General features: G+C 43.8%; 15 protein-coding genes and 1 tRNA gene. 8 read left to right on the top strand and 8 right to left on the bottom strand.

Annotated elements, in window-relative coordinates:
- Positions 1-165 precede the first annotated feature (165 nt).
- The 7 genes from MmiEs2_RS06780 to MmiEs2_RS06810 all read left to right on the top strand — a co-directional run bounded on the left by MmiEs2_RS06780 (position 166) and on the right by MmiEs2_RS06810 (position 4071).
- Entirely contained in the window at positions 166-1236 is a 1071-nt protein-coding gene (locus MmiEs2_RS06780) for a DMT family transporter (RefSeq protein ID WP_420891221.1), read from the top strand.
- Position 1237: 1 nt separating this feature from the next.
- Complete coding sequence (locus tag MmiEs2_RS06785) at positions 1238-1528, top strand: hypothetical protein (protein ID WP_316559117.1); 291 nt, start codon at positions 1238-1240, stop codon at positions 1526-1528.
- Positions 1529-1541: 13 nt separating this feature from the next.
- Complete coding sequence (locus tag MmiEs2_RS06790; RefSeq protein WP_316559118.1) at positions 1542-1688, top strand: hypothetical protein; 147 nt, start codon at positions 1542-1544, stop codon at positions 1686-1688.
- Positions 1689-1917: 229 nt separating this feature from the next.
- A tRNA-Gln gene (locus MmiEs2_RS06795) sits at positions 1918-1990 on the top strand.
- Positions 1991-2271: 281 nt separating this feature from the next.
- A complete protein-coding gene (locus tag MmiEs2_RS06800; protein ID WP_316559119.1) occupies positions 2272-2538 on the top strand; it encodes a hypothetical protein in 267 nt (88 codons plus the stop codon).
- 334 nt (positions 2539-2872) lie between these two features.
- Positions 2873-3907 (top strand): SDH family Clp fold serine proteinase, encoded by a 1035-nt coding sequence (locus tag MmiEs2_RS06805; protein ID WP_316559120.1) that lies wholly within the window; start codon positions 2873-2875, stop codon positions 3905-3907.
- Positions 3904-4071, top strand: coding sequence for a hypothetical protein (locus tag MmiEs2_RS06810; RefSeq protein ID WP_316559121.1), 168 nt, complete (start codon positions 3904-3906; stop codon positions 4069-4071). The genes MmiEs2_RS06805 and MmiEs2_RS06810 overlap by 4 nt, the downstream gene beginning before the upstream one ends.
- 133 nt (positions 4072-4204) lie before the next feature.
- On the opposite strand, the gene MmiEs2_RS06815 is transcribed toward MmiEs2_RS06810, so the two are convergent.
- The 3 genes from MmiEs2_RS06815 to MmiEs2_RS06825 form a co-directional block, all read right to left on the bottom strand.
- On the bottom strand, positions 4205-4504 hold the full coding sequence (locus MmiEs2_RS06815) for a DUF1894 domain-containing protein (protein WP_316559122.1): 300 nt from the start codon (positions 4502-4504) through the stop codon (positions 4205-4207).
- Between the two features lie 111 nt (positions 4505-4615).
- A complete protein-coding gene (gene purM, locus MmiEs2_RS06820; protein ID WP_316559123.1) occupies positions 4616-5620 on the bottom strand; it encodes a phosphoribosylformylglycinamidine cyclo-ligase in 1005 nt (334 codons plus the stop codon).
- Between the two features lie 97 nt (positions 5621-5717).
- Positions 5718-7121, bottom strand: a complete 1404-nt coding sequence (locus MmiEs2_RS06825; protein WP_316559124.1) for an aspartate kinase — start codon at positions 7119-7121, stop codon at positions 5718-5720.
- Between the two features lie 281 nt (positions 7122-7402).
- On the opposite strand from MmiEs2_RS06825, the gene MmiEs2_RS06830 reads away from it, so the two are divergent.
- The gene (locus MmiEs2_RS06830; RefSeq protein ID WP_316559125.1) at positions 7403-8110 is read left to right on the top strand and encodes an ADP-ribosyltransferase; all 708 of its coding nucleotides are present in this window, start codon (positions 7403-7405) and stop codon (positions 8108-8110) included.
- 284 nt (positions 8111-8394) lie between these two features.
- Here MmiEs2_RS06830 and MmiEs2_RS06835 read toward each other — a convergent pair whose 3' ends face one another.
- The 5 genes from MmiEs2_RS06835 to MmiEs2_RS06855 form a co-directional block, all read right to left on the bottom strand.
- Complete coding sequence (locus tag MmiEs2_RS06835) at positions 8395-9039, bottom strand: indolepyruvate oxidoreductase subunit beta (RefSeq protein ID WP_316559126.1); 645 nt, start codon at positions 9037-9039, stop codon at positions 8395-8397.
- A complete protein-coding gene (gene iorA, locus MmiEs2_RS06840) occupies positions 9036-10871 on the bottom strand; it encodes an indolepyruvate ferredoxin oxidoreductase subunit alpha (protein WP_316559127.1) in 1836 nt (611 codons plus the stop codon). The genes MmiEs2_RS06835 and iorA overlap by 4 nt, the downstream gene beginning before the upstream one ends.
- 130 nt (positions 10872-11001) lie before the next feature.
- Positions 11002-11868, bottom strand: coding sequence for a geranylgeranylglycerol-phosphate geranylgeranyltransferase (locus MmiEs2_RS06845; RefSeq protein ID WP_420891222.1), 867 nt, complete (start codon positions 11866-11868; stop codon positions 11002-11004).
- Positions 11869-11926: 58 nt separating this feature from the next.
- Positions 11927-12841 (bottom strand): quinolinate synthase NadA, encoded by a 915-nt coding sequence (nadA, locus tag MmiEs2_RS06850; RefSeq protein WP_316559128.1) that lies wholly within the window; start codon positions 12839-12841, stop codon positions 11927-11929.
- A 160-nt stretch (positions 12842-13001) separates the two neighbouring features.
- A complete protein-coding gene (locus MmiEs2_RS06855) occupies positions 13002-14324 on the bottom strand; it encodes a KamA family radical SAM protein (RefSeq protein WP_316559129.1) in 1323 nt (440 codons plus the stop codon).
- Between the last annotated feature and the right edge of the window lie 166 nt (positions 14325-14490).

A 14490-nucleotide genomic window follows, 5' to 3' on the forward strand; every position in this document is an offset into this window, starting at 1 on the left:
TATTGAAATTGAAAATCTTCAATAAATTTTCATAAACGTTTCAATAAAAATCTCGGCTTTCAAATGAAAGCAAAAAACGGAAAAACAAAAAGGTGACCTTAGATCTGAATTATCAGATGTCGCTAAAAGTGTGTGTGGGCGAACAATATTTCAGGAGAAATATCTATGGTTGAAAATGTGGTCTCTTTAGACGAAATAAGAGCAAAAGAAAGAAGCCGTAAATTCAAATACGGTTATATGTGGGCACTTTTCTGTGCCGTATTTTGGGGTATCTGGTATTTGCCGGGCACAGCGATTTGGGTTTTAAATCCGTTCGATGATATGTCTGTCGCAATTTCAGCAACGCACGGCGATTCAATGTCTTTGGTCGTTGTCGCGGTCTTAATTACGGCTTTAAACGCTTTGACTTGTGTCATTGCTTTACTTGTATGGAACACAGTTCTCGGAAAACACAAACTGAAAGAATTGAAAAGAACAATTTTCGACTTCAAGAAATGTTCCAAATGGTTCTTCCTCGCAGGTATCTGCGGTATGATGGCCGTTTTCGGATCCTACTTGGCGATGGGTTTCATCGGCGCCGCTTTCTCGGCCGTTGCCGGTCTTTTGTACCCTGTCGTCGGTGCAACCGTTTCACGCTTGTGGTACGGTGAAAAAATCTCAAAACGCGCTGCAGCCGGTATTATTGTTATTGTTGCCGGTGGTATTTCTATCTACGCAGGCGGTCTTGTCGCAGAAATGGCGTCAGGCAGTGACAACATTCAGTGGATCGGCTACCTCGGTGGTTTGATGGCTGCTTTGTGCTGGGGTCTTGAAGGCGCCGTTGCCGGAAAAGGATTGGACTTGGCTGAGCCTGACTCGGCACTCACCATCCGCTTCATCGCTGAAGCCGGTTACTGGTGGATTATTGTGATCCCTGTCCTTTCACTCCTCGGATTCCCGATGATTACATACGCGCTTCAGATCTTTGATCCGCTCGTTCTCGTCGTGTTGATGTTTGCCGGTATCACGTTCGGTTTCTGTTACGTGACTTGGTACAAATCATTCCCGCTCATCGGTGTCGGCCGCGGCCAGGGTATCGGAAACTTGTACGGTCTTTGTGCCGTCATCTTCGTCTTCCTGTTCTTCGGAACATCACCGGGCTGGGCAATCATTATCGGCGGTATTCTCTGTGTCATCGGCAGTTTGTTGATGTTTACGGAAAGCACAGACGGTATGACAAGCTTGAGAGGTGAATAATATGGGTGAAAGACCTTTAAAAATCAGACTTTTGGAAATTTTCAATGACGGCCAGCCGCATTGGAACAACGAAGTCGTTGAAACGATTTTCAAAGAATACAACATGAGCGGAAATTACGAGCGCGACTTGATCAATTTCGACCTCATTGAATTGGCTTCCGGCGGAATGCTTTCCGACATTGAACAGAAAGTGGACACAGAAGGCATCTACAAAAAAGATTTCTTGCTGCACAAGTATGTCATCACGGACTTCGGAAGAGAAAAAGCAGAAAGCGCTTGCGCGCAGGGCTAATTGAGGTGATAAAATGGTACAAACAGAAGCAGCAATGGAAGCTTATAACGAAATGTGGGCCGGTATTGTTCCGGCGGCAGATATCACTTGGATGATTCTCATTATCATTCTCGGAATCGCCGCTCTTTACATGGCGCGCAAATTCGTTACTGAATTTTAAGCAATTGAAATTCAAAACCTGTCCCAAACAATCCAACTGATATTCGTTAAGACTCTGCTAAGTCGAATATCATATTCGGAGCAAAGATTTCTTTGCTCCGTCTTTTTATTTCGCGTTGTTTAAATTTTTTAATTTTATTTGTTGTAAGTTTGCTTTAAAACTGTTTAAAAGCGTTCATTCATATCAAAATCTTTTTATGTTATCTTTTCCTTTCTCATTCATTCGCAGCAGTCCCGTAGTGTAGTGGTCAATCATTCCGGCCTTTGGAGCCGGTGACAGCGGTTCGAATCCGTTCGGGACTATTCTTTTATTTTTAAATTATTTTTATAAACTCGTTTCATCTTTGTTTTACAGCTTTTATTTTTGCAGTTTTTATTTTTGCGACTTTCGTTTTTCGGTTTTTTAAGATGGATTGCTGCAAACAAATCAAAAATTAATAAGAAATATGTTTTTATACTCATGTGCATTTTAATATTTACCGAAATATTAATTTCGGGAACAAAAATAAAAACTTAATTGAGGGGATACTATTATCAGAAAAACTTTAATTGCATCCGTTTTGGTTCTCGTTTTAGCAGCTTGTATGTTTTCCGGCTGTCTCGGCGATAAAATCGTCGGAACCTGGAACGGCGAAAAGACCAGCGCAACAGCCACTTTTGACAAAGACGGCAGCTATGTCGCAAAATTAGGCGCGCTTGAGATCAAAGGCACCTGGGAAAAAACAGACAGCGGTTACACGCTTTACTACCAAGATGTTAAAGTCGGCTCCGCCGCATTCGAAGACAAAATTCTCCGCATCACATTGGGATCCGGACTTTTGAACATTTCCGACACATTTGTGAAGGCTTAATTTTAAAAATAATTTGAAAATAAATATTCATCCGGAAACGGATGAAATTTTATTTATTTTTGATTTGTGTTTTATTCGGTTTTATTAATGCACTTTTTTCAGTTTTATTAATGCACTTTTTTCGGTTTTATTAATTTTCGTTTTTTTCAACTTCATTTTGGTTTTTCATTTCCGTGTTATTTGTGTTTGATTTATATTATTTCGAAATATTACTTCTAATATTATTGATTTTCAAACTATTATTTTTTAAGATATATTTGACATATTTACTTTTTTCAAATAATATAATTAAGGCTTTAACATTTGATTTCGATGATTATTTCGGTGATAAAATATGTCTTATTCAGACCGAATTAATCTGTATAATAAAATTGAAAAACATAGAAAACGCCCGTTGATTGTTTACGCGACAAGTATTCGTTCAGGAATGAGTTCCAGTATGGCCGGTGATGTGGTTACGGAATTTATAAAACATGTTCGTTTAATTCCGGAATCTGAGAAAAAAACAGATTTGCTTATTATCAGCAACGGCGGTGATCCGATTGCTTCTTGGCGAATTATGAATATTCTAAGAGAACGATTTGAAGAAATTTCTGTTTTGGTTCCGTTTGTCGCTTACAGCGCGGCAACATTGTTAGCGCTCGGGGCAGATGAAATTATCATGCACCCTTATTCCAATTTAGGTCCGGTTGATCCCCAAATTATTGTACAAAAACAAACGCCGACCGGCCCGAATCGGCTTCATTTCGGATCTGAAGATATTCGAAATTATATTGATTTTATACGAGATGATTTCGGAATCACCGACCAACAATATATTGTTCAGGCATTGGAACAATTATCTGAAGAAGTCGGTGTTTTGCCGATTGGATCCGCAAAACGAAGCAATCAGCTGTCGATCTCACTCTGTGAAAAAATGCTGATGATGCATATGAAAGATCAATCAAAAACACAATCAATTGCAAAAACTCTGAACTCGTCTTATTTCCATCACGGATATGCGGTCGGCAGAAAAGAAGCAAAAGAAATCGGTTTAAACATTGCTTCACCGGATTCAGAATTAGAATCATTGATATGGGAAGTTTGGAATGACATTTCAAACGAAATGAAATGCGAAAAAAATTTCAATTTCATCTCTGAAATTTTAGAACTGGATGAATTTGATTTTCTGCTGTCAGCACCTCAGAACGAAACAATACAAATAAATAGTAATAGTGTTGATATTAAAGTATTGGGCGCAATCTTAGAAACAAAATGCGCTTGCAGTTGTCGTGAAGAAGTATTCAAAATATTTGCATTCAGAAACCCGACCGATCTGAACATTCGTTTAAATGTGACACCATCATATATTGGATGGAAATTTCAATGATAAAAGAGAGTGAAATCATGAAAGAAATGACATATGAAATCATCTACAAAGGACCATTTACGATTGAAACGACCATGCCCTCCGAACAATTTTCAATCATTGCAGGCAAACAAATTGTTTCAAACTATCCGGTCCCCGAAATTCCGGTATATAGAATTGATTAAGAATTTTTTAATTCCGGCTGTTTTTTAACTGCCGTATTTTTATTTTTTAAAATTTTGTTTTTTTGATTTCATTTTGATTCTTTTGGTTTGTTCATTTTGATTTTGGTTATTTTTGGTTTCAGTCATTTCTTTTTTATTTCCGCTTTTCAAATCCGTTTTTCAAAAAATCCTTTCTCAGCGCGTCAATTTCCCTACAATTTTCAAGCATCAGCGCAAAAATCCCGAAACACGGTTTAACATATTGAAAATACAAACAATTCCCGGAAATTCCAACCGGAAACGGCCGCGCGCCTTTAAGAATAATTCCGAGTAATTCATAGCCGCCGGGAACGAGCCAAACTTCATCCGATTTTTCCATGATTAAATCTTCGCATTCGGAAAGCGTCATTTCGCTGCCGATGATGACAACATCCAGATTTTTAATGCAAACCATGAAAACACCGAATTTGAATTTATTTTTTAAAAAGATTGAAAAGTCGTTTGCAAAAAAGAAAAAACGAAAACTTCTAACAAAACAGAAAATAAATGATTGAGATTTTGAAAATTACTCAATCACTAAATCTTTCACTTTGATGCCGGATTCAACGATTGTTCCGACGCGTTTTCCGCCTGTTAAGCCCATCACGTAGGGCGCGACTTCTTCGGGGACGATGATGATGAATCCCATGCCCATATTGAAGGTTTTGTACATTTCAAGGTCGCTGACATTGCCCTGCTGCTGAAGGAATTTGAAAATTTCCGGCGGTTCAATCGGGTCGTCGAAGTCAAAACCGAGATTGGTGATTCTTCTCAACTTCAAAAGACCGCTGCCGGTAATGTGAGCGAGGCCGTGAACTTCGTGCTGCTTGATAACGTCTAAGACTTCCATGTAGATTTTCGTCGGCACGAGAAGTTCATCGCCGATTGTTGTTTTGGAGTCGTAGGGGCAGTAATCGTGATAATCGTAAGGCGATTCCTTGATGATTTTTCTGACGAGGGAGTAACCGTTGCTGTGAATGCCGCTGCTTTTGAGACCGATAATCACGTCGCCGACTTTTATTTTTTCACCGGTCAAAACATCTTCTTTTTTAACGGCGCCGATGCAGGTGCCGGCAAGATCAAAACCTTTGATGACATCCGGAAGCGTCGCAGTTTCGCCGCCGACGATGGACATTTTTGAAATTTCCGCGCCTTTTGCAAGACCGATTCCGACTTCCTCGGCGAAGCCGGGTTTGTGTTTTTCAAGCGCGAGATAATCGACAAAACCGATGGGTTCCGCGCCGATTGCAAGCAAATCATTCACATTCATCGCGACACAGTCAATGCCGACAGTGTCCCATTTTCCCATTTCGTTTGCGATTAAAACTTTGGAACCGACACCGTCGGTCGTCATCGCGATTGCGAATTCGCCGAAATCCATCAAACCGGCGTAATGGCCGATGTCCGTTAACGGCGCGCCGAAGCCTTCTCTTTTGTAAGTCATCGTTTTCGTCAACGATTTAATCGTGTCTTCTTCCTGATGAATATCGACGCCGGAAGTCGCGTAAGTGGATTGTTCTTTTCCCGTCATAAATGAAGCCTCAAATTAAAAATTGTGATTTAATAATTGATTAACAAATAGAAATTAAATTAAAAATTGATATTGATGAAATGGTTTTTCGGATTTATTATTCTTTTCCGTTTTCCGGTTTGTCCAGTTCAAATTCCGCGTGAAGGGCGACAACCGCTTTGTTGACCTCGGCGCTGCTGACGACACAGGAAATGTTGTATTCGGAAGAGCCTTGGCTGATCATAATAATGCTGATGTTTTCCTTTCCGAGCGCCGTAAACACGCGCTTTGCAACGCCGGGCGTTCCGGCCATTCCCGCGCCGACGACGGCAACAACGGACACATCCGAGCGGTAGTCAATCGCGTACGCGTCTCCGAGTTCGGCTTTGAGCGCCTTGACCGTTTTCGCGCGGTCGGCATCATTGACAATAAACGAAATGCTGGACTCCGAACCTTGACTGATTAAACGAACGCCGACTTCTTTGTTCGCGAGAATTGAAAAAATGACCGCGAGCTTTCCGACGGAATCCACCATTTCGGGACTGGAAACATTAATCAGCGAGACTTTTTTAATCATGCTGACCGCTTTAACCACGTTTTTGGACTTTTTGTTCTCGGTCACGACAAGCGTTCCTTCAAAGTCCGGCTTGAACGTGCTTTTCACGCGAACCGGAATGTTATGCATCATGGACGGCTCAATCGCGCGCGGGTGCAAAACTTCCGCGCCGAGAGAGGAGAGTTCCATCGCTTCCTGATAAGAAATAAAATGAATCGTGCGCGCACTCGGAACGATTTTCGGGTTCGCGGTCATGATGCCGTCCACCTCTTTCCAAAGCCAAATTTCATCCGCTTTGATGCCGACGCCGACAATGGACGCGGTGTAGTCCGAACCGCTGCGGCCGAGCGTTGTAATCGTTCCTTCTTCGTTTTCGCCGATGAAACCCGTCACAACCTGAACAGAATTTTTAAGCCCCGGCGCTAATTTTTCGTGAATCAAAGAATAAGATTTTGGAAGCGGTTTTGCGCCGCCGAAAACATCTGTCGTGATGATGCCGGCCTCGCCGCCGGTGTAATCAACAGATGCGATTCCCATGGAACGAAGTGCGCCTGAGACGATCGGCGCTGCCAACCGCTCGCCGTAAGAGGAAATGTTGTCGCGCGAGCGAAGCGTGAGCTCGCCCAAATAGCAAATGCCGATGAGCGCCTTTTCAAGCTCATCAATTCGGCTTGTTAAAAATTCGATGACTTCTTCCTGCGTTTTTTCATCGTCAATCGCATCGTTTACCGCCGTAAAATGCTGTGATTTCAGCGCAGTGATAAATTCCGTGACACCCGTCACTTTTCCGTTCTCACAGCCGGCTGTCGCGACATCCAGAAGCTGATCAGTCACGCCGGCAAGCGCGGATGTCACCAAAACAACCTGATCTCCCTTGTCATAATAACTCTTCGCCAATTCAGCGACATGGCGAATTTTTTTCCCGTCGCCGACGGAAGTTCCGCCGAATTTCATCACGATCTTCATAATTCTCTGTTCCGTTGCCTATGGATTTTAATTATTTTTGATTCTTTTTTCAATGTAAAGGATATTTAAATATCTTGTGTCAAAAAAACGTTCGCGTCGCTCATGATTTATTGAGTTTTATTTCTCTGAACTTTAAAATTCAATTTTTTTAATTTCAGTGTTTCACATTTCGCTTTTAAACTTTTGCTTTTTGAAAAAAACGATTTCGTTAAATCCGTCTGCGATTTTTTCAAAGTATGAATGATTTTGCCAAAACCGAAAAAACCATGTCAGCCGAGAAGTTGAAAAAAACAGAGAAAATTCCAAAAGCGGAAAAATTCACAGAATATGAATCAAATTCGGCAAATATTGTTGCCGAAAGATTGGAACTTCTTCAGGAATACAGCACTTTTTTAATCCCGTATAACGACAGAAAAAACCTGTCGTCTGCCGAAAAGGTTTGTATCGGCAATTATCAGGATGTTCATTTTTGGAACAATCAAAAAAACGATTGGAGTTTTCCGATTCCTGAAAGCTGGAAGAAAAAAACATGGTGTTATGCGATTAATTCATGCTGCCGTGACTTTTCATTTTATGATTCAATGACGAAAGAAGAAAAAGAATTAATTGATTTTCATTTTCAAAATCTTGACAGCGCAATTCAAAAAAGTAAAGCTGATCGGGATTATTGGCTGTATAGAGGAGTGAACAATATCGACTGGATTAAAAACCCATGTGCCGGAACAATATATTTAGATGAAGCATACGGAAGTTTCAGTTTGGATTTTCAAAAAGCTTTGAGTTATACAACTTCAAAAGAGCCGATTTTGTTTCGTTTGAATCTTAAAAAGAAAATGGAAGCGTTATATGTTGACCAAGCTGAAGCGGAAATATTAAGATCCCGCCGGATTTGGTACAAAATAAAATCCATAACAAAAGAGACTTTAGAAGATAGAAAACACATAAATACAAAAATAGATGTATACACTATTGAAGAATTGCGGAAGTGATAAAATGCGTCATGAAACAATTGATGAAATTGTTAACTAGGTCGGATATGAACCTGATACAACGCCCGAAGAAATAGAAGCAACAAAGAAACTTCTGAAGGAAGCCGATGAAGATTTAAAGCGTCAAATTCAAAGAATCCAAGCCGGTATTCGATTAGACGGAACAAGATATGAAAACGGTGAAGACGGTATTTGGTTTGATACCGAAGAAGAATAATCAAAAATCTTTCATTTACATTTTTTAAAAACGAATAAAAATAAAAACAAAAAAAGAAAAGCATTCATCACTGAACGCTTTCTTTTCCGAGTTCAAACGCTTTTAAGTTCACGTCTAAAAATTTCGGCGGAACCAGCGCTTTGATGCAATCAATAAATGTCTGCTCCTGAAGCGGAATAAAATGAGATGCTGCGCCGATCATGACGACATTTGCCGCCTGGCGGTTGCCGGCATCTTTTGCGGCGGCGCTTGCGTCAAATGCTTTGACGTTAAAGGATTTTGAGAGCGCGGCAAGCATTTCATCGACATCGGGATATTCGGCTTTGCCGGTTGTCACCGTAAACGGATAAACGGGTTCAATGTTGACGATAATTGTGCCGCCGTCTTTCATCAAATGAGCGTAACGAACCGCTTCGGCTGGCTCAAGCGCAATCATGAGATCCGCCCCTCTTTTCGGAATGAGCGAGCCGTAAGCGCTTCCGATTCGAACGTGATTTTCAACGGATCCGCCGCGCTGCGCCATGCCGTGCGTTTCTGCCGCTTGAACGGCGCGGTCTTCGGCAACGGCTGCTCTTCCGAGAATGTCAGACGCTAAAATCGCGCCCTGGCCGCCGACACCGCAGATGACGACATCGTATTTAATGTCGGTTTTTCCGGAATTCGGAACGCTTCCGAAACATTTGTTTTCACCGTTGTTTCCATTTTCGCTCATTTTTTCACCTCTTCGATTGCGTCAAACGGACAAATTTGCGCGCAGACGCCGCAGCCGATACACTGGGAATTGACAAACGCAATCGCCGGCCCTTTGTCAAATTCGATTGCCGGGCAGCCGAAATTCACGCATTTGCGGCAACCTTTGCACTTATCGGGAATCACCGCGAACGGCTCTCTTCGAATGCCGGCTTTTCTTGCGACAATCGCGCACGCCTGCTGAACAATGACGACGGAAACGCCTTCAAAACTCTTCGCGTCGCGGAACGCGGTTGTTAAAGCTGCATAATCGTAGGCGTCAACCGTTCGAATAAATTGAGCCCCGGCCGCCGCGCAAATCGCTTCAAGCGAAACCGGAAGAGACTCGATTCCGGCAGCGGTTTGACCCGTGTTCGGATTCGGCTGGTGTCCCGTCATCGCCGTAATGCGGTTGTCTAAAATCGCGACCGTGATGTTCGCGTTATTGTAAACGGCGTTCATCAACGAATTCACGCCGGTGTGCAGGAAAGTGGAGTCGCCGATCGTACAGCAAACCGGTTTCTTTTCGCCGGAATGCGCAATGCCCGAAGACATGCTGATGCTTGCGCCCATGCAAATCGTCGTGTCAACGGCGCCGCTGTGAATGCCGAGCGTGTAACAGCCGATGTCGCTCGGGAAAATCGCGTTTTTGCCGAACACTTCTTTAATGACTTGGAAAGCGGAACGGTGAGAGCAGCCGACGCAAAGCGCGGGCGGTCTCGGCGGAAGAGCGATGTCTGCAAGCTCTGCCGGAAGCGCGGAAACGCTGCCGGAAGCGGCGAATGCCGGCGAAGTTGTGTCGACAGATTCTTTGAAAACAGACGCGATGACATCGCGGCAAATTTCGAAATTGAGTTCGTTGACGCGAGGAACCGGGTTTTTGCCGATGATTTCGGTTGAAATTTGGTTCTGCTGCGCCAAAATGCGAACACGGTCTTCAACAATCGGTTCGAGTTCTTCGATAATCAAAACTTTGTCGCAGTGGTTAAGCATTTCAAGAATGTGATTATCCGGCATCGGATAAGCCGTAATTTTTAAGAATGAAGCGTTGACACCGAGCGCGTGAAGCGCTTCTTTTGCGTAAACGGAAGCGATGCCCGATGAAATGACACCGATTTTTGAATCTTCGCAGATTTCAAGAACGTTCCAAGGAGATTGCTCGAGTGCTTCAGACATCGGTTTTTGGCGTTCAAGCGATGCGACATGGCGCGGACGCGCAAAATTCGGCATCATGACCATGCGGCTCGGGTCTTTGACAAAATCAACGACGTTCGCATTCGGTTTAACATCGCCGAGCTCGACGCTGGATTTCCCGTGGCTGATGCGCGTTGTCGGGCGGAAGAGAACCGGCGTTTCGAATTTTTCGGAGAAATCGAACGCGAAAGCCATCATGTCTTTGGCGTCTTGCAGCGTGGCCGGGTCAAAACACGGAATTTGAGCGAATTGCGCATAGCGGCGCGTGTCCTGCTCGTTTTGAGACGAGTGGAAAGACGGATCGTCGGCTGCCAAAATGATGAGGCCGCCTTTGGTTCCGGCGAAGCAGACTGTCATTAACGGATCGGCCGCGACGTTTAAGCCGACGTGCTTCATCGTAACGAGCGCGCGCGTCCCTGCAAAAGCGGCACCGATCGCAACTTCGACGGCCACTTTTTCGTTCACGGACCATTCCACATAATAATCGCGATCTTTTTGAGCGCGTAAAATGTCAACGATTTCAGAAGACGGCGTTCCGGGGTAGCCCGAAACCAACCCGACACCGGCTTCTCTGACACCGCGAGCGATTGCCGCGTTGCCGAGCATATATTCTTTAGTCATAGAAAACTCCGATTTTGTTTTTTAATTTTTCAAAAGTGACTCAACATTAAAAATGAATGATTAAAAAAGGTTTTGATGACGCGGCCGGAATTTCAAAAACAGATGACAAATAAACAAAGAATCGGTTTCATCAGAACAAACCGATAATGAACGCGGCAAGCGCCAAGAACATCGAGATTTTAAAAAGCTGAGACGATTTGGCGTAATCTTTTTTGAACAAATAATAAATCGCGGCAAAGAAGCACAGAATAACGAAAACCAGCGCGTAGAGATAATGAACGGTTAAAATTCCCAAAACGTAAGGAAGCGGACTGAGCAAAACCGCCAAAAATCCGAATGCCGCCGCCAAATAAATTGCCGGTTTTTCGCCGTATTTAATCGGAAAAGTCACGGCGCCGTCTTCGGAATCGCCCTTGATGTCTTCGATGTCTTTGACGATTTCACGCGCGGCTGTTGCCAAGAATGCCAAAAGGAAAAGCGGAATCATAACAAGAACGCCGTCGGTTCCGAGGAAGGACGCACCGAACAAAAAGGTCGATCCTGTCAAGTAGGCAATCGAAAGATTGCCGAGGAGAACGGTGCGCTTGAGCGTTTTTGCGTACCAGATTAAAATGAAAACGTTAATGAATCCGATAATTCCGGCAACAGGATTGATTAAAAACGCAATGAGAAGCGCGACAGAGAAACAAATGATTGTCAAATAAACGGCTTCTTTTAATCCGATGCGGCCCGACGGAAGCGGCCGATTCGGTTTGTTGATGCGGTCGATGTCAACATCATAATAATCGTTGAGCATATTTCCGGCACCCGTTGCCAGAAAAACCATGATGAAAATATAAAACAAGTGCGTGATTGTGTGGAATAAATCGCCGTCCATTTGATAATTGAGAATGGAAGACGCGATAAAAACGGCGACAATGGATGAAACGCCTGCCATTGCGGCGTTTTTGTACCTCATAAATTCCAAATAAGTGGATATTTTTTGAATCAGAGTCATTTTTTCATCCGTTGATTTTCGCAGTTTCGTAATATTTCCGATTTTAAGCGGCTGTTAATTATTTCGGAACGGCCGCAAGCATTCTGTCAAGCGATTTTTTCGCTTTAACGCGAATGTCTTCGGGAACCGTAATTTTTGTCGTTTCCGTCTCAAGCGCGTTTAAGACAGAAGGCAGCGTTGCCATTTTCATGTTGGCGCAGTAAGCGTATTTGGAAACGGGGTAAAAGGATTTGTCGGGGCTGTCTTTCATCAGCTTATGCATCATTTCCTGCTCGGTGCCGATGATAAACTCTTTTTCATCGGACACAGCGGCGTATTTGATGATTCCGGCGGTGCTGAAAATGCCGTCGGCGTGCGCCAAGACTTCGGGGCGGCACTCGGGGTGCGCCAAGAAAACAGCATTCGGATGTTTCGCCTTTGCCGTCAAAACGTCAAAAGCCGTGATCTGCTGATGAATCGGACAAAATCCGTTCCAAAGATGAACTTTTTTGTCCGTCAAAGTGGAAATGTAATGTCCGAGATTCTTGTCGGGAACAAATAAAATTTCGTCTTTATCGATTGCTTCAACGACTTCTCCGGCGTTTGCAGAGGTGCAGCAGACATCGGATTCGGCTTTGACCGCCGCCGAGCTGTTGACGTAGCAAACAACTGCCGCGTCGGGATAATTCTTTTTTGCGGCTCTCAGCGCGTCTGCCGTTACCATGTCCGCCATCGGACAGCCGGCATCGGCATCGGGCAAAAGAACCGTCTTTTGGGGTGAGAGGATGTACGCGCTTTCCGCCATAAAATGAACGCCGGCAAAAACAATCATATCGGCATCAGTTCCAACAGCGGCTAAGCTGAGCGCGAATGAATCGCCGACTAAATCGGCGGCATCCTGGACTTCGGCGCGCGCGTAATTGTGCGCCAGAATAACGGCGTTTTTTTCTTCTTTTAATTCGGAAATGCGCCGTAAAATTTCATCATTGTTCATAAAATCCAATCCCTTGAAAACAAATAATCAAATCTATATTCCTATAAACGGTTTTCGGATAAACGATTTTCATCAAAATCAAAAACATAAAAAAGAAATGAACAGAATTGTTTATTATAAAATTCTGCTCGATTGATTCGGATTCAAACGATTTCACGTTTTAAGGATTCAAATAATTCTCCAATTCCGATTCGAAGAAAAATTCTTTTTTCCCGAAAGCCGGTTTGAGTTGGTCAATCCACGTCGCGTCCGAATCGAATTTCGCGAAAAACGGACGCGCGACCCAATCGGGATTCCGCCCCTGAATGAAGCGCAGCACAAACGCTTTTTCGCCGGGCTCGTCGGTCACGCCGAGAATTTGGATTTTGCCGGGGTGCGAACTCATGCTTGGGCCGCGAACGGTTCGGCAGATGCCGCTGACACCTTGATACGCTTTTTGGAAAATGCGGTGGCATTCCGCGAGCGGCAGCTCGAAAAAGTGTTTTGCGCCCGTGTCGCGCGCGACGAACATGTAATACGGAATGCAGCCGAGATCCACTTGCCTGCGCCACATTTGAGACCAAACGGCAGGGTCGTTGTTGATGTGGTTCAAAACGGGAGATTGTGTTCGGATTTGCGCGCCCGTGTTGAGAATGCGTGCAATCGCCTCTTCGACGACCGGTGTTGACAATTCTTTCGGGTGATTGAAATGCGCCATGACAGCGACGTGTTTTCCGGCATCCGCGATGCGTTCAAAGAGTTTGATAATGTCATCGGCATCTTTGTCGGTTGTGAACCGGTACGGCCAGTGAGCCAACGATTTCGTGCCGAAGCGGATTGTTTTGATTTGATTCATGTCTTCTTCGAGCAGCCGGTCAACGTAAGAATTCAAAATCGATGTGCTCATCGTCAGCGGATCGCCGCCGGTAAACAGAATGTCGGTGACATCGGGTTTTGATTTCAAATAATCCATGTAAATTTCGTAATCTTGCGTCATGGAAAATTTGGAATCGGATAAGCTTGTGAGTTTTGAAAACTGCGGCCAACGAAAACAAAAAGTGCAATAGGCGTGACAGGTTTGTCCCTGTTTCGGGAAGAAAAGAACGGTTTCCCGATATTTGTGCTGAAGGCCGTCTAATTTCATGCCGTCCCAATCGGGAACGTTATGGACTTGGCCCGACGGATTCGGATTAAAAGACAGGCGGATTTCTTCCACCTTTTCGTCAATGACGGATTTGTCGGCGCCGGATTGAATCAGTTGCCGAATTGTTTCGTACTGGTCGGGAAGAAGCATCTCCCGGCGTGGAAAATGCAATGTAAAGAGCGGATCAGAGGGAGCGTTCTCCCAGTCGATAAGCTCTTCCGTGACATAATTATTGGTTTTAAAAGGAAAAACGCGCCCGATTGTTTCAACCGCTTCGCGATCGACATCGGCGACCGCGGAAAATTGCTCAATTTCATTGAAATTATTGAGCGTGTACGCGCGATAGGTTCTCTGCATCATGGCTGAATAATCAAACCCGACATTTTATAAGTGTTTCGAAATTTGTCAAAAAGCAATGACAAATGAACCCGATGCGGCGGCATAAAAATAAAACATGAAAAATAAAAACAGCATCGGAAACGAATCGATATTAAATCAGTAAAAATAAAAATTTTATCAAAACAAA

It is taken from the genome of Methanimicrococcus stummii, from assembly GCF_032594435.1.
Taxonomy (GTDB): Archaea; Halobacteriota; Methanosarcinia; order Methanosarcinales; family Methanosarcinaceae; genus Methanimicrococcus; species Methanimicrococcus stummii.

Excerpts from the sequence above, each read along its gene's own strand:
- MmiEs2_RS06825 (WP_316559124.1), bottom strand. The coding sequence starts at position 7,121 with ATGAAGATCGTGATGAAATTCGGCGGAACTTCCGTCGGCGACGGGAAA.
- MmiEs2_RS06805 (WP_316559120.1), top strand. The coding sequence starts at position 2,873 with ATGTCTTATTCAGACCGAATTAATCTGTATAATAAAATTGAAAAACAT.
- MmiEs2_RS06855 (WP_316559129.1), bottom strand. The coding sequence starts at position 14,324 with ATGATGCAGAGAACCTATCGCGCGTACACGCTCAATAATTTCAATGAA.
- purM (WP_316559123.1), bottom strand. The coding sequence starts at position 5,620 with ATGACGGGAAAAGAACAATCCACTTACGCGACTTCCGGCGTCGATATT.
- MmiEs2_RS06800 (WP_316559119.1), top strand. The coding sequence starts at position 2,272 with ATGTTTTCCGGCTGTCTCGGCGATAAAATCGTCGGAACCTGGAACGGC.
- iorA (WP_316559127.1), bottom strand. The coding sequence starts at position 10,871 with ATGACTAAAGAATATATGCTCGGCAACGCGGCAATCGCTCGCGGTGTC.
- MmiEs2_RS06790 (WP_316559118.1), top strand. The coding sequence starts at position 1,542 with ATGGTACAAACAGAAGCAGCAATGGAAGCTTATAACGAAATGTGGGCC.
- MmiEs2_RS06835 (WP_316559126.1), bottom strand. The coding sequence starts at position 9,039 with ATGAGCGAAAATGGAAACAACGGTGAAAACAAATGTTTCGGAAGCGTT.
- MmiEs2_RS06815 (WP_316559122.1), bottom strand. The coding sequence starts at position 4,504 with ATGGTTTGCATTAAAAATCTGGATGTTGTCATCATCGGCAGCGAAATG.
- MmiEs2_RS06810 (WP_316559121.1), top strand. The coding sequence starts at position 3,904 with ATGATAAAAGAGAGTGAAATCATGAAAGAAATGACATATGAAATCATC.
- nadA (WP_316559128.1), bottom strand. The coding sequence starts at position 12,841 with ATGAACAATGATGAAATTTTACGGCGCATTTCCGAATTAAAAGAAGAA.
- MmiEs2_RS06845 (WP_420891222.1), bottom strand. The coding sequence starts at position 11,868 with ATGACTCTGATTCAAAAAATATCCACTTATTTGGAATTTATGAGGTAC.
- MmiEs2_RS06785 (WP_316559117.1), top strand. The coding sequence starts at position 1,238 with ATGGGTGAAAGACCTTTAAAAATCAGACTTTTGGAAATTTTCAATGAC.
- MmiEs2_RS06780 (WP_420891221.1), top strand. The coding sequence starts at position 166 with ATGGTTGAAAATGTGGTCTCTTTAGACGAAATAAGAGCAAAAGAAAGA.